Raw genomic sequence first — 13884 nt, forward strand, 5'->3', positions numbered from 1 at the left:
ATTTTAACGAAAACTTTAGTGCTATGAAAAGGAATATAATAGGATTATGTTTAGTAGCCACTTTTTTGGTGAGTTTTAGTTCTTTCGCTGATGTTTCTAAATCAGAAAAACAAGCATTACTAGAGCTGTTTAAACAAACCAATGGAGATAAATGGAATACTAGTTGGGATTTAAATACATCTGTAGATACATGGTATGGAGTTACAGTGAAGAATAATGCTGTTGTTAAAATTAATTTATTTCACAACAACTTGTCTGGTGCAATACCAGCTAGTATTGGAGATTTAACATACTTAACAGAGCTTAATTTAGCCTTTAATCAGCTGACTGGGGAATTACCATCAGAGATTAGTAAATTACATCGCTTAAGTGTTCTTAAAATAGAAATGAATAGATTAAAAGGATCATTGCCTGAAAATTTAGGAGAAATGGTTCAACTTCAAGAATTAACTGCTTTTAATAATTTTTTATCAGGGACTATTCCTAATAGTGTTGGGGAGCTTAAAAGACTAAAAGTGTTGAATCTTTCGAGTAATAATTTTAAAGGAACCATTCCCAATTCTATTGGTAGTCTGGAAAATTTAGAAACCTTAGGATTGTTTGAAAATAGTTTAGAAGGTACTATGCCATCGGAATTTGGTAAGCTAGAAAAATTAAAAGAACTTGTTTTGGCTAATAATCAATTAAATGGTGCCATACCAAAAGAAGTTGGGCAATTAGCAAACTTAGAAATATTTCAGGTACAAAATAATGGTTTTGATTCTTTTGAAGATATTAATGCAATAAAAACTAGTAGTCTTTTGGTTTTTGATTTTGATAAAGAAAAAATCCAAACATCTCCTAAATATAAAGATATTGATAGTTTTATGACAAGAATGGCAGATACGAAATTCGAAGATGATAATGACAACTAATTTTAATGAAATTAACAAAAAAGGACGCCGAATAGGTGTCCTTTTTTGTTTAGTGTAGAATGGATTAAAATTAGCGAAATGTCATTTTTTAAGATATGTTTAACTAAACTAGCTTAAACTAATGGATAGTTTTGCAATCTAAGGCTCACTAGCCTTAAGTTTAATTATGAGAAAAATATTACTATCTATTTTAGGAATTGTATTAATTGCTTTGGCCGTAGGTGGCGCAGCTGTATTAATCAACAGCAAAAACACTCAAAAACCCAAACCAGATAAGATTGTAAAAACTGTATTTACAGATAAGGTAGCAAATGGCACAGTAGCTATTGTTGTACCTGCAAATGGAAATGTGGTAGCAAAACGTAGAGTTGAGTTATATTCAGAGGTACAAGGTGTTTTTAAAAACAGCGGTAAGCTGTTTAAAGTTGGAGAGTCCTATAAATCTGGAGAAATAATTATTAGAATAGATGCTGCGGAATACGCCGCAAGTGTACAATCTGCTAAGAGTAATCTCTATAATTTATTAACTTCTATAATGCCAGATTTACGCCTAGATTATCCTGAGATATTTTCTAAATGGCAATCTTATTTAAATAATTTTGATCTTGCCAATAGCACACCTTCATTACCTTCAATGACTAGTGAAAAAGAAAAGTATTTTATTTCAGGAAGAGGAATACTTACTAGTTATTACAATGTTAAAAACTTAGAACAGCGCTTATCTAAATACAGAATTACGGCACCTTTTGATGGTGTTTTAACCGTAGCACTTGTTACAGAAGGCACATTAATACGTTCAGGACAAAAACTAGGAGAATTTATTAATACTGATGTTTACGAATTAGAAGTTGCGGTAAGTAAAACGTATAGCGACTTGTTAAAAGTTGGTGAAGCGGTAAAATTAAATAACCTTGAAGGCACTCAAGAATATAAAGGTATAGTAACACGTATAAATGGGAGTGTGGATCAAGCTTCGCAAACAATAAAGGCCTTTATTGAAATAAAAGATAAATCTTTAAAAGAAGGCATGTATTTAGAGGCAAGGCTTAATGCAAAAGAAGAACTTAATGCAATTGAAGTGAATCGTGGGTTGCTTTTGGAAAACAATCAAATATTTGTGGTTCGTGACTCAGTTTTGGATTTAATTGATGTGGAGCCAGTATATTTTTCGGACAAAAAAGTAGTGCTAAAAAATGTGCCAGAAGGTACGGTAATTGTAGCGAAGCCAGTTGTTGGTGCTTATTCAGGAATGTTAGTAAAGATTTTTGATAATAATTCTGAAAATCAGACTAACTAATGAGGAAGTTAATAACATTTTTTATAAAGTACCATGTTGCCGTTACCGTATTTATTTTGGCAATTACAGCATTTGGTATTGTAGGCGCACTTTCTTTAAAGTCATCTTTTTTTCCTTTAGTAGATTCTAAAAACATCACTATATCGGTAACGTATCCTGGTGCATCTCCACAAGAAATTGAAGAAGGCATAGTTCTCAAAATAGAAGATAATTTAAAAGGGCTTCAAGGCGTTGATCGTGTTACCTCTACTTCTAGAGAAAACAGTGGGTCCATAAATGTAGAAATAGAAAAAGGTCAGGATATTGATTTTATGCTTTTAGAAGTGAAAAATGCGGTTGATCGTGTGCCTTCTTTTCCTACAGGAATGGAACCTTTAATTGTTGCTAAACGAGAAGAGGTAAGACAAACTATTAGTTTTGCGATTAGTGGTAAAGACATTCCTTTAGCTACACTAAAACAAATTGGTAGACAAATTGAGAATGATATTCGGACTATAGACGGAATTTCTCAGATAGAAATGTCTGGATATCCTCAAGAAGAAATAGAAATAGCTGTAAACGAAAATAGTTTATTGGCTTATAATGTTTCCTTTACTGAGGTGTCGCAGGCTGTAGCAAATGCAAATATTCTAGTGACTGGTGGTAATATTAAAACCGATGCCGAAGAATATCTTATACGTGCCAATAATAGAGCTTACTACGGTGACGAAATTTCTAATTTAATAATTAAAGCTTCTCCAAACGGGCAAACCATCCGTTTAAAAGATGTTGCTCAAATTCGCGATCGTTTTGCAGAAAGTCCTAATGCTACTTATTTTAATGGAGATTTATCGGTAAGTACAACAATTACAAGTACCAATACAGAAGATTTAATTTCGTCAGCAGAAAAAATTAAAGAATACATAGAAGATTTTAATGATAAACACTACAATGTTCAACTTAATGTTGTGAGTGATCTTTCTATAACTTTAGTACAGCGAACAGAACTATTGACTGAAAATGCCATAATGGGAATGGTATTAGTTCTCATATTTTTATCACTTTTCTTAAATACGCGCTTAGCATTTTGGGTGGCTTTCGGACTGCCAATTTCATTTTTGGGAATGTTTATTTTTGCTGGTTTTTTCGATGTTACTATAAACGTGCTTTCGTTATTTGGAATGATTATCGTAATCGGTATTCTGGTTGATGATGGTATTGTAATTGCCGAGAATATTTATCAGCATTACGAAAAGGGAAAGACGCCTATACAAGCTGCAATAGATGGTACTATGGAGGTTATTCCTCCAATTGTATCAGCAATTATTACAACCTTATTAGCCTTTTCCATATTCTTATTTTTAGACGGACGAATAGGTGAGTTTTTTGGTGAGGTCTCCGTTATTGTCATCTTAACACTTGTGGTGTCTCTGGTAGAGGCATTGATAATTTTGCCTGCGCATTTAGCCCATTCCAAGGCATTACAACCTATTAGCGATGAACCAAAAACAGGCATTGCAAAGGCATTTGCTAAATTAAGAGTTATTAATAAAGCGGGAGATCGTTTTATGAATTGGATGCGGGATGAATTTTATGGTCCAGCATTGCAATTTTCACTTAAACATAAAATACTCACGTTTTCATTTTTCGCAGTAGCATTAATTTTAACCGTAGGTGCTATAGGTGGTGGAATTATTAGAACTACCTTTTTTCCAAATGTTGCCAGTGATAGGGTTTCAATTGCTTTAGAAATGCCAAATGGAACCAATGAAATTGTTACCGATTCGATAATTTCATATATAGAAGAAAAAGCAAAAATTGTAAATCAAGAACTTACCGATAAATATTTAAAGGGCACCAACAAAGTGTTGTTTGATAATGTCATAAAGAATGTTGGCCCTGGATCTTCTACGGCATCATTGGTGATTAATCTTTTACCAGGTGAAGAGCGCCCAGATGAAATTTCATCAGAATTAGTAACTACAAGACTTAGAGAGCTTGTAGGTCCTGTAATTGGTGTAGAAAGTTTAGTGTTTGGTTCTGGAGGTAATTTTGGAGGTAGCCCTGTAGCAGTTTCCTTATTAGGGAATAATATAGAAGAACTAAAAGCAGCAAAAAAAGAACTTAAAACAGTTTTAGAGAATAATGCGCTTTTAAAAGATGTCGCAGATAATGACCCTGCTGGTATAAAAGAAATTAGGCTTGAACTTAAAGAGAACGCTTATTTATTAGGCTTAGATTTACGTACAATCATGAATCAGGTACGGGCTGGTTTTTTTGGAATGCAAGCTCAACGATTTCAACGTGGACAAGATGAAATCAGAGTTTGGGTTAGATACGATCGTGAAAACAGATCTTCTATAACTGATTTAGACGAAATGAGGATTACAACCCCAAGTGGTAGTAAAGTACCTTTAAAAGAAATAGCAAGCTACACTATTGAAAGAGGAGATGTTGCTATAAATCACTTAGAGGGGCAGCGAGAAATTCAAATTACTGCAGATTTAAAAAACAGCAAAGAAACTAGTGCCACAGATGTTATGTTCGATATTGAAAATAATGTTATGCCTAACATTAAATCTAAATACCCGACAGTTTCAGCATCTTTTGAAGGTCAGAATCGTGAAGCGAATAAACTTTTAGCATCACTTAAATTAGTAGGTTGGTCTGTTCTAGGGCTTATTTATATCACAATAGCATTTACTTTTAGGAGTTTTAGTCAACCTTTAATGTTGATTATTCTAATTCCTTTAAGCCTAACAGCAGTTGCTTGGGGACATTGGATTCATGATTTTCCTATAAATATTTTATCTATGTTAGGTATTATAGCTTTAGTGGGTATTATGGTTAATGATGGGCTAGTACTTATTGGCAAGTTTAATGCCAACTTACGTGAGGGAATGAAGTTTGATGATGCAATGTACGATGCTGGTAAATCTAGATTTAGAGCAATTTTCTTAACATCAATAACAACCATCGCAGGTCTTGCGCCTTTATTGCTAGAAAAAAGTAGACAGGCGCAATTTTTAAAACCAATGGCTATTTCAATCGCATATGGTATTGGATTTGCTACGGTTTTAACTTTACTAATACTACCATTATTTTTATCGTTCAGTAACAGATTCAAAGTATCTGCTAAATGGCTAGCTACTGGAAATGAAGTGAGTAAAGAAGAAGTGGAACGAGCTATAAAAGAGCAAAACGAAGAATTACATTTAAAAGGAGAATTGAAGCCTAAAGACGAATGAAAACAGCATATACACTAATACTATTATTTTTTAGCTTTTATACTTCGGTTTTTAGTCAAGAAAAATTTTTGACAAAAGACGATGCAATTCAGCTTGTACTAGAAAACAATTTTGGAATAAAGGTGGCGAAAAATCAGGTTGAGATTGCAGATAACAATCAGAGCATATTAAATTCGGGTTATTTGCCTACATTAAGTGGGAGTGCATCCGCGGCTTATAATCGCGATGATTCTACCATTGAGTTTCCAGGTCAGTTTAATACTGATGGTTCGCCTAGAGCTGACGTAAACCTTAATAAGGCCGAAGCGCAACGATATAATTCTAGCCTAAGCCTTAATTATGTTCTTTTTGATGGGTTAGGACGTTATTACAATTATAAAGTGTTAAAAGAGCGCTATCAATTGAGCGAACTTCAAGCTCGAGAAACCATTGAGAATACTATGTTGCAGTTATTTAGCGTGTATTTTCAAGTTGCTAGGTTAACTGAGAATCGCGATGTTTTAAAACAAGCTTTGCAGATTTCCAGAGATCGTTATAAGCGAGCAGAATATGCCTTTGAATATGGCCAAAATACGAAGCTAGATATACTTAACGCACAAGTAGATATTACCAATGATAGTATTGCTATGCTAACCATGGAGCAACAGCTTATTAATGCAAAACGCGATTTAAATGTAATTTTAAATCAAAATTTGAATGATACTTTTCAAGTAGATACTATTGTGCAATTTATTCCAGAATTGCAATTAGAAGATTACTTAGCAAAAGCAACAGAGAATAATGTCGCTATGTTGCAAACCGAAAAGAACCTAAAAATTAATGAATACGATATAAAAGTGAATAAATCTGGATACTTGCCACAATTAGGATTAACAGGCACCTATGGTTGGAATTTAAACCAGAGTGCTGCATCAGCTTTTTTTCCAGGTACAAATAATACCACAAATAATTTAGGATTAAATGCTAGTTTAACCTGGAATTTATTTGATGGAGGTAGTACTACAGTACGAGTGCGAAATGCAAAAATCGCCTATGACAATCAAGAAATATTAAAGCAACAAATAGCATTGGAAGTAGACAGAGATATACAAAATGCGAAAGCTATTTATGACAATTTAATTGCTATTTTTCAAATTCAAGAGCAGAACGTAATTACCAATCAGAACAATTTTGAGCGCTCTCGTGAGCAATTTCAATTGGGAAGAATAAGTTCTATAGAATTTCGTCAAGCACAGATAAACTTGTTAAATGCAAGTACGAATAAAAATTTAGCAAAATACGATGCGAAACTTGCAGAATTACAGTTATTACAATTAACAGGGCAGTTATTGAATACTGAATTTTAATACCATGTACGAACATTTTTTTCAATGTCCTTATTGCTGGGAAGAAATATCAATGCTATTGGATAGTTCTATTCGCAAGCAAACTTATATAGAAGATTGTGAGGTATGTTGCAACCCTATTGAAATTACTCCAGAATTTCAAGATCAAGAACTTATAGGTTTTTCAGCTACAGATATTGAACAATAAGCAACAAGCTTCAACGATGTTTAATATATAGCTTAAGCTAATTTCGCTTTTTGAGCTTTTAATTCAAAGTTTAAGGCTTTTTTAATCTTAGAATGCTTATCCAAGTAAATTATAGCACTAGAAGTTTTATAGTTCTTATAAATTACAATAGTTTTTGGAGTTACAGGTACTTTCATATCTTTTTTAACCTCGTGATTAGCACTTGCAGTAAATCCTAGTGTTAGAAAAAATAATGTAGCAAAAATAGATTTCATGGTTATTGATTTGGTTTAATTAGAACGTGTTGAAAGGGTTCTTTACATCATATGATTCGTTCAACTGTTTCTATTTTCGATGTGTGGTAAAAATACAGATGAAGTGTATTATTAATCGGATGACTGTTAATTGATTGAAAATTATGAATCAGAGCAATAATCTATCATTATAATTTTTAAGAAAAATTTCAGATTTTTTTAAGTATTAAAAAAGCAACTCATGCGTTACCATTGTATCTACTTATTAGAATAAAGTAAATAAGAGATTAAAAGATGGAAAATTTAGTTGATGTATTAATAGGCTTTATAGATGCCAACCCAGTTTTGATTATAGTTTGTTGTCTTATGCTTGCCGCATTTTTAATGTTTGTTGAAATCAAAAGAAATTATAGAAAAAGAGTAAATTAAGGATTATTGGAATACCAAATCAAAAAGGCTTTACTGTAATGTAAAGCCTTTTTTGATAATTAGGTTTTAGTTCGTTCAAACGTTAATAGTATTTGGCAATCCATAATGTTTTTGGTGGCATAGCCTGTGTTGAGGTAACTTTTACGGTGCTAGGCTTTACTATATTATCAAAAACTCCTTCTTCATACATGCTTGGCACTTTATATTCCTTTACACTTTCAATTTTATATTCAATAAAATTAAAACCAGCTTTTAACTCCAAATCATAAGAATATAGCGTTTCGATATTATCATTTTCAATATTCGAAGTAGTAGAAGTACAATTTCCCTGATACTTAAAATCAGACTCCATGTAAACTAATTCAAAATAGGAGCCTAACGTGGCATCATTGGAATAGGAGTCTTCTAGCCAAGGAACCAAATTATTACTTGTAACCATAAATAGTAACCCTGAATACGAGTTATCTTTTGTGCTTAATGAAATATATCCTGCGCTAACCGCTTTTACATTTTCATCAGCCGATAGTATATCATAACTATTGTCGCATTTTGAAAATAAAGTGAAACTAGCATCTGACCATGAATTTTCTTTTGCTTCGTCAGAAATAAAATTTAAATCATTTGGAAATTTTATGTTTAATTCTCCAGATTCAGCAAGAGAACCAATAGAAAATGATTCTAGTACGCCGAAGGAAAATAGTACCAAATCCATGTTTTGTATAGGAGGGTTTTCTACTCTAGACTTTGTTTGAGCCATAATACCACTTAAATAAAGAAGCATTAATAATGACAGGGTTTTTTTCATGATATGCGTGTTTTATTTATGATTAGTCTTTTCCAATTTTAAGTTGTTGACATTTTTCATGCGTAATTTTTATGCATCACATGAAATTGCTAATAATTATCATTTTAGGGGGAGTGGTAATTTTAAGTATACTTCTAGCTAAATCCGATAAATGAAATACTCAGACTACTAATAAAAGGGGGGGGATTGTAATGTACTAAATCTACAATTTATTATTTAATAAAATACATGAGTTTGTATTATTCTTTGGAGTATAAGTATAGAACTTCTTAAAAACAAAAAACCTCTTAGTTTCCTAAGAGGTTTTCTTCTAGTAGCGGGAACTGGACTCGAACCAGTGACCTTCGGGTTATGAGCCCGACGAGCTACCTACTGCTCTATCCCGCGATTTGCGTTTCTGAAAGAATCAACTTCGCTTTTCAGCGCTCAGTTCATAATGCTGACTGATTTATTTCCGGCTGCAAATATACAAAGCTTTTTTGTTACTATCAAAACATAAATTGATAATTATTTTTTAAGCATCACTTTAAAATCCTTAAATTACCCCTCTATAACATATTATTACTCTTGCATGGAAATTATAAACGATTTATTATCTAGTATTCTGCCGTATACCGAATGGCCAATGTTTCTATTGTTAATAGGTGGAGGACTTTTTTTAATGGTCTATTCTAAATTTGTTCCTTTTCGTTTTTTCGGACATGCAATCGCCATTACAGCAGGTAAATATGATGATAAAAATGCCAAAGGCGATGTAAGTTCTTTTCAAGCACTTTCTGCTGCTGTCGCAGCCACCGTAGGCTTGGGAAATATTTCTGGAGTAGCCATTGCCATTCATGATGGCGGTCCAGGGGTTGTTTTTTGGATCTGGGTAACTGCAATTATAGGAATGGGAATTAAATTTTATTCTTGTAGTCTTGCTATCATGTTTAGAACTACCGATGCAGATGGTAAATTGCAGGGTGGTCCCATGTATTACATTACTAAAGGCTTAGGTGAAAAGTGGAAACCATTAGCTATTTTCTTTTGTATTTGTGGTCTTTTTGGATTCCTTGGGGTGTTTACTGCAAATCAATTTACAGAAACGTTTATGATGGTTGTAAAACCTGAAGAAAATATTTATGTGATGGATGTGGTGAATTGGAAATGGACCATAGGATTAGTTTTAGCTGTAATTACATCGTTTGTAATTTTCGGCGGACTTTCAAAAATAGCTAAAGTAGCTTCTGCTATAGTGCCATTTATGGTTTTTATTTACCTAATTGCCGTAATCGTGGTTATGGCATTAAATTCTGAAAAAGTACTGCCATCATTACAATTAATATTTACCGAAGCATGGAATTTTAATACTATTGTTACGGGTGGTTTTTGGGGATTGGTTATTATTGGAGTGCGTAGAGCTATGTTTTCTAACGAAGCTGGTTTAGGTAGTGCGCCAATGTATCATGGGCAATCTAAGACAGATAATCCAATTAAAGAAGGCTTGGTGGCCATGTTAGGTCCGTTTATAGATACTATAATGGTATGTACTTTTACCGCAATTGTTATTATTTTAAGTGGCGCCTATACCGAAGATGTAAGTGGTATTTTAATGACCTTAGAGGCTTTTGAACGTACCTTATTTGGTTATGGAGATTCGTTATTAATGCTAATTGTTACTGCCTTTGCATTATCTACCTTATTTACGTATTCTTATTATGGAGTAAAATCACTTTCATTTTTAACGAATCCTAAAATTGGGAAATTATATAATGTATACTTTGTTATAATGATTATTTTTGCAGCCGTAGCGTCGCTAGAGCTAGTAAAAAACTTAATAGATTTATCCTACGCTTTAATGGTAATTCCGAATATGATAGCAGTATTGTTATTGGCTCCTAAAGTAAATGTTGCCGCTGCTGCATATTTTAAAAAATTGAAGAATGACAGAGCATAAAGCTGGTTTTGTAAATATAATTGGAAATCCGAATGTGGGTAAATCTACATTAATGAATGCCTTTGTGGGTGAAAAATTATCTATTATCACCTCAAAAGCACAAACAACAAGACATCGTATTTTAGGCATTGTAAATGGTGATGATTTTCAGGTGATCTTGTCGGATACTCCAGGAATTATTAAGCCCGCGTACGAGCTACAATCTTCTATGATGGATTTTGTTAAGTCTGCTTTTGAAGATGCTGATATTCTTATTTACATGGTAGAAATTGGAGAAAAAGCTTTGAAAGATGAACGCTTTTTTGAAAAACTTCAGCATAGTAAAATACCGGTGCTTTTATTGCTAAATAAGATTGACACCACAGAACAGGAAACAATAGAAGAGCAAGTGCAATATTGGCAAGAACAATTGCCTACGGCAGAAATTCATTTAATCTCTGCCTTAATGAATTTCAATATTAAAGGTGTTTTTGAACGTATCATAGAATTACTGCCTGTTTCCCCTCCTTTTTATCCAAAAGATCAGCTTACAGATAAGCCAGAACGCTTTTTTGTTAATGAAACTATTCGCGAGAAAATTCTTCAATTTTATAAAAAAGAAATTCCTTATGCTGTAGAAATAGAAACTGAGGAGTTTTTTGAAGACGATTCTATAATTAGAATGCGTGCAGTAATCATGGTAGAACGTGATTCTCAAAAAGGAATAATTATTGGCCACAAAGGCGAAGCACTGAAAAGAGTAGGTGTAGAGTCTAGAAAAGACTTAGAAAAATTCTTTGATAAGCAAGTGCATTTGGAATTGTACGTTAAAGTGAACAAAAATTGGCGTAGCAATGCCAATCAGCTAAAACGTTTTGGCTATAATCAGGGGTAGGATATTTCTTATTATAATTGTAGCTTTGGTATTAAATTCAAATTTAAAGTATGAAAATTCTTGTTGTTGTTTCTTTTATTTTTATTTCAATAATTGCCCAAGCTCAAGAAAAATGGCAAACATCTGCTCAATTCGACTTTATTTTCCCAAGTAATAAGGAGTATTCCTATAATGACTCAAACAATGTTTTTACGGATGTTGAATTAGATAATTCCGGGTTTTTATTAAGTTCTTTTGCTGTGCAAGGAGATTATAATTATTTTATTTTCAAAAAGCTAAGTTTAGGTGTTGTAGGGGGCTTTCAGACGCTATCAAAGCCCAGTTACTCTTTTCTTAAGGTAGGTGGAGTTATGCGCTATTTTTTTACAGATAAAAATAGTGGTTTTCTTTATATTAATGCAACAAACGATTTTAGCTTAAATAAAGATAAATTTAAAACAGGTGCAACTGCAAGAGCTGGTGTTGGTTTTCCAATTCTACAAAAAGATGAATATCAATTAATTCTTAATCTATTTGGAGAATATACACAACTACAATTAGATGGCGGTAAGCCATTATTAGGACTCCCAGATGAAACCCCCAAATATTACGCAACAAGATCTCTTGGATTAAGTGTAGGTATCGTTTTTTAAAAATTAATATTTTTTTCTAAAAAAAAGAGGCTTTACCATTCATGGTTAAGCCTCTTTTGTATTTATAATCTACCCAATGTAATTGTAAAAACTTTATTCTCCCCCTTTGGGGGTTCGGGGGCTTATTACCTCTTCCATAAAATCATGCAATTCATGCATTTGTGGTCTCCCTTTGGCTCTGCCTAACCTGCCAAATGCATAAAGTGCAAACCAAATCACAATCAATCCGATCATTAATCCTATTTGCAAAGTATAGGTTTTATCCAGAGCGGCATTAGAATAAGCCCATACGCCTAGAACTATAAATAGGGTAGCAACGCCAAAATGTAGAAACATAAAGAATGTCCAAAGTGCAGGATTGGGCCCAAAAACACCGTAAATTTTGCTCGTTTTAAGGTCTTCATTGTTTACAATTTCTAAATGTAATTGAGGAGACCAAAAGTGGTTTTCTTTTGCATTAAATTTTATAAACACATGATCATCTAAGCGCTTTACTATAAAGGGATCTTTGCGTGTTTTTTCAAAAGCTAATAGAATAGCGTCACTAGGCGAGTCCAGTTCTCTCTGAAATCTAGGCCGTAAAACAATAGTATTTGGCAGACTTTTCACTGTTACAGGTATTTAGGCATAGAAGTTATCATTTTTCTTCAATAAATAATAGTACTTTTGCACCAAAATTACGAAGTATGAGTGCTATTGTAGCCATTGTAGGAAGACCAAATGTTGGTAAATCAACCCTTTTTAACCGTTTAATTAAACGTAGAGAGGCTATTGTTGATGCGGTAAGTGGGGTAACTCGCGATCGTCACTATGGTAAAAGCGACTGGAATGGAAGAGAATTTTCTGTGATTGATACAGGAGGTTACGTAAAAGGTAGTGATGACGTTTTTGAAGCAGAAATCGATAAGCAAGTAGAATTAGCTATTGATGAAGCCGATGTTATTATTTTTATGGTCGATGTAGAAACCGGCGTAACAGGTATGGATGAAGATGTTGCTAAACTGCTGCGCAAAGTCAAAAAACCTGTATTATTAGCAGTAAATAAAGTAGATAATAATAAAAGAGCAGAAGATGCTGTGGAGTTTTATTCCTTAGGCTTAGGCGATTATTTTACTATTGCAAGTACTAATGGAAGTGGAACTGGTGATTTGCTTGATGCGCTTGTTGAGGTCTTGCCAGAGAAAGAACCAAATAGAGATGACGAGCTTCCAAGATTTGCCGTAGTGGGTCGACCAAATGCTGGTAAATCATCATTTATAAATGCTTTAATAGGTGAAGATCGTTATATCGTTACGGATGTTGCTGGTACCACAAGAGATAGTATCGATACAAAATACAACCGTTTTGGATTTGAGTTTAACTTAGTAGATACTGCGGGGATTCGTAGAAAATCTAAAGTAAGAGAAGATTTAGAATTTTATTCAGTAATGCGTTCTGTAAGAGCAATTGAGCATTCCGATGTTTGTATCATTATTTTAGATGCAACACGTGGTTTTGACGGGCAAGTACAGAATATATTTTGGTTAGCGCAACGCAATAATAAAGGGATAGTAATACTTGTTAATAAATGGGATTTGGTGGAAGATAAAGAAACCAATACCATCAAGCATTACACGCAAAAAATTAAAGAAGCCATGGAGCCTTTTACCGATGTTCCTATTGTATTTATGTCGGTTTTAGCTAAGCAGCGTATTTTTAAGGCTATTGAAACGGCGGTTCAAGTTTACGAAAATAGAAGTCGTAAAATTCAAACCCGTAAGTTTAATGATGTCATGTTGCCGTTAATTGAAAATTATCCACCACCAGCATACAAAGGAAAATTTGTAAAGATTAAATTCTGTACACAATTACCAACACCATATCCGCAGTTTGCATTTTTCTGTAATTTGCCTCAATATGTAAGGGATCCATACAAACGATTTTTGGAAAATAAACTACGTGAGAATTTTGATTTCACTGGGGTTCCAATATCTGTTTTTATGCGTAAAAAATAAGTCAAAAAAA

Annotated in this window: 12 protein-coding genes and 1 tRNA gene; 9 read left to right on the top strand and 4 right to left on the bottom strand. The window is 33.3% G+C overall.

The window, feature by feature from the left end:
• The first annotated feature begins 23 nt into the window (after positions 1-23).
• The 5 genes from B8963_RS06750 to B8963_RS06770 all read left to right on the top strand — a co-directional run bounded on the left by B8963_RS06750 (position 24) and on the right by B8963_RS06770 (position 6971).
• On the top strand, positions 24-914 hold the full coding sequence (locus B8963_RS06750; RefSeq protein WP_084060750.1) for a leucine-rich repeat domain-containing protein: 891 nt from the start codon (positions 24-26) through the stop codon (positions 912-914).
• A gap of 166 nt (positions 915-1080) precedes the next feature.
• Positions 1081-2211 (top strand): efflux RND transporter periplasmic adaptor subunit, encoded by a 1131-nt coding sequence (locus tag B8963_RS06755; protein ID WP_084060627.1) that lies wholly within the window; start codon positions 1081-1083, stop codon positions 2209-2211.
• Positions 2211-5438: an efflux RND transporter permease subunit gene (locus B8963_RS06760; protein ID WP_084060628.1), complete on the top strand. Its 3228-nt coding sequence runs from the start codon at positions 2211-2213 to the stop codon at positions 5436-5438. The genes B8963_RS06755 and B8963_RS06760 overlap by 1 nt, the downstream gene beginning before the upstream one ends.
• Positions 5435-6784, top strand: coding sequence for a TolC family protein (locus tag B8963_RS06765; RefSeq protein WP_084060629.1), 1350 nt, complete (start codon positions 5435-5437; stop codon positions 6782-6784). The genes B8963_RS06760 and B8963_RS06765 overlap by 4 nt, the downstream gene beginning before the upstream one ends.
• 4 nt (positions 6785-6788) lie before the next feature.
• Entirely contained in the window at positions 6789-6971 is a 183-nt protein-coding gene (locus B8963_RS06770; protein WP_084060630.1) for a CPXCG motif-containing cysteine-rich protein, read from the top strand.
• Positions 6972-7003: 32 nt separating this feature from the next.
• On the opposite strand, the gene B8963_RS06775 is transcribed toward B8963_RS06770, so the two are convergent.
• The 3 genes from B8963_RS06775 to B8963_RS06785 all read right to left on the bottom strand — a co-directional run bounded on the left by B8963_RS06775 (position 7004) and on the right by B8963_RS06785 (position 8825).
• Positions 7004-7225: a hypothetical protein gene (locus B8963_RS06775; protein WP_084060631.1), complete on the bottom strand. Its 222-nt coding sequence runs from the start codon at positions 7223-7225 to the stop codon at positions 7004-7006.
• 490 nt (positions 7226-7715) lie between these two features.
• Positions 7716-8438, bottom strand: a complete 723-nt coding sequence (locus tag B8963_RS06780; protein WP_084060632.1) for a hypothetical protein — start codon at positions 8436-8438, stop codon at positions 7716-7718.
• A gap of 314 nt (positions 8439-8752) precedes the next feature.
• Positions 8753-8825: transfer RNA gene (locus tag B8963_RS06785), tRNA-Met, on the bottom strand.
• Positions 8826-9009: 184 nt separating this feature from the next.
• Between B8963_RS06785 and B8963_RS06790 the strand changes: the two genes are divergently transcribed.
• The 3 genes from B8963_RS06790 to B8963_RS06800 are packed head-to-tail and all read left to right on the top strand — an operon-like array spanning position 9010 to position 11880.
• On the top strand, positions 9010-10374 hold the full coding sequence (locus tag B8963_RS06790) for an alanine/glycine:cation symporter family protein (RefSeq protein WP_084060633.1): 1365 nt from the start codon (positions 9010-9012) through the stop codon (positions 10372-10374).
• Positions 10361-11248 carry a GTPase Era gene (gene era / locus B8963_RS06795; RefSeq protein ID WP_084060634.1) on the top strand — a complete coding sequence of 296 codons (888 nt, stop codon included), beginning with the start codon at positions 10361-10363 and terminating at the stop codon, positions 11246-11248. Before B8963_RS06790 ends, era begins: the two co-directional genes overlap by 14 nt.
• 50 nt (positions 11249-11298) lie before the next feature.
• Positions 11299-11880 carry a hypothetical protein gene (locus B8963_RS06800; protein WP_084060635.1) on the top strand — a complete coding sequence of 194 codons (582 nt, stop codon included), beginning with the start codon at positions 11299-11301 and terminating at the stop codon, positions 11878-11880.
• Between the two features lie 93 nt (positions 11881-11973).
• On the opposite strand, the gene B8963_RS06805 is transcribed toward B8963_RS06800, so the two are convergent.
• Positions 11974-12489: a GTP-binding protein gene (locus tag B8963_RS06805; RefSeq protein ID WP_084060636.1), complete on the bottom strand. Its 516-nt coding sequence runs from the start codon at positions 12487-12489 to the stop codon at positions 11974-11976.
• Between the two features lie 77 nt (positions 12490-12566).
• Here B8963_RS06805 and der point away from each other — a divergent pair, with 77 nt between their 5' ends.
• Positions 12567-13874 carry a ribosome biogenesis GTPase Der gene (gene der / locus B8963_RS06810; protein WP_084060637.1) on the top strand — a complete coding sequence of 436 codons (1308 nt, stop codon included), beginning with the start codon at positions 12567-12569 and terminating at the stop codon, positions 13872-13874.
• The last annotated feature ends 10 nt before the right edge of the window (positions 13875-13884 follow it).

Source organism: Cellulophaga tyrosinoxydans (assembly GCF_900176415.1).
GTDB lineage: Bacteria > Bacteroidota > Bacteroidia > Flavobacteriales > Flavobacteriaceae > Cellulophaga > Cellulophaga tyrosinoxydans.

Excerpts from the sequence above, each read along its gene's own strand:
- der (WP_084060637.1), top strand. The coding sequence starts at position 12,567 with ATGAGTGCTATTGTAGCCATTGTAGGAAGACCAAATGTTGGTAAATCA.
- B8963_RS06760 (WP_084060628.1), top strand. The coding sequence starts at position 2,211 with ATGAGGAAGTTAATAACATTTTTTATAAAGTACCATGTTGCCGTTACC.
- B8963_RS06770 (WP_084060630.1), top strand. The coding sequence starts at position 6,789 with ATGTACGAACATTTTTTTCAATGTCCTTATTGCTGGGAAGAAATATCA.
- era (WP_084060634.1), top strand. The coding sequence starts at position 10,361 with ATGACAGAGCATAAAGCTGGTTTTGTAAATATAATTGGAAATCCGAAT.
- B8963_RS06790 (WP_084060633.1), top strand. The coding sequence starts at position 9,010 with ATGGAAATTATAAACGATTTATTATCTAGTATTCTGCCGTATACCGAA.
- B8963_RS06755 (WP_084060627.1), top strand. The coding sequence starts at position 1,081 with ATGAGAAAAATATTACTATCTATTTTAGGAATTGTATTAATTGCTTTG.
- B8963_RS06780 (WP_084060632.1), bottom strand. The coding sequence starts at position 8,438 with ATGAAAAAAACCCTGTCATTATTAATGCTTCTTTATTTAAGTGGTATT.
- B8963_RS06765 (WP_084060629.1), top strand. The coding sequence starts at position 5,435 with ATGAAAACAGCATATACACTAATACTATTATTTTTTAGCTTTTATACT.
- B8963_RS06775 (WP_084060631.1), bottom strand. The coding sequence starts at position 7,225 with ATGAAATCTATTTTTGCTACATTATTTTTTCTAACACTAGGATTTACT.
- B8963_RS06750 (WP_084060750.1), top strand. The coding sequence starts at position 24 with ATGAAAAGGAATATAATAGGATTATGTTTAGTAGCCACTTTTTTGGTG.
- B8963_RS06800 (WP_084060635.1), top strand. The coding sequence starts at position 11,299 with ATGAAAATTCTTGTTGTTGTTTCTTTTATTTTTATTTCAATAATTGCC.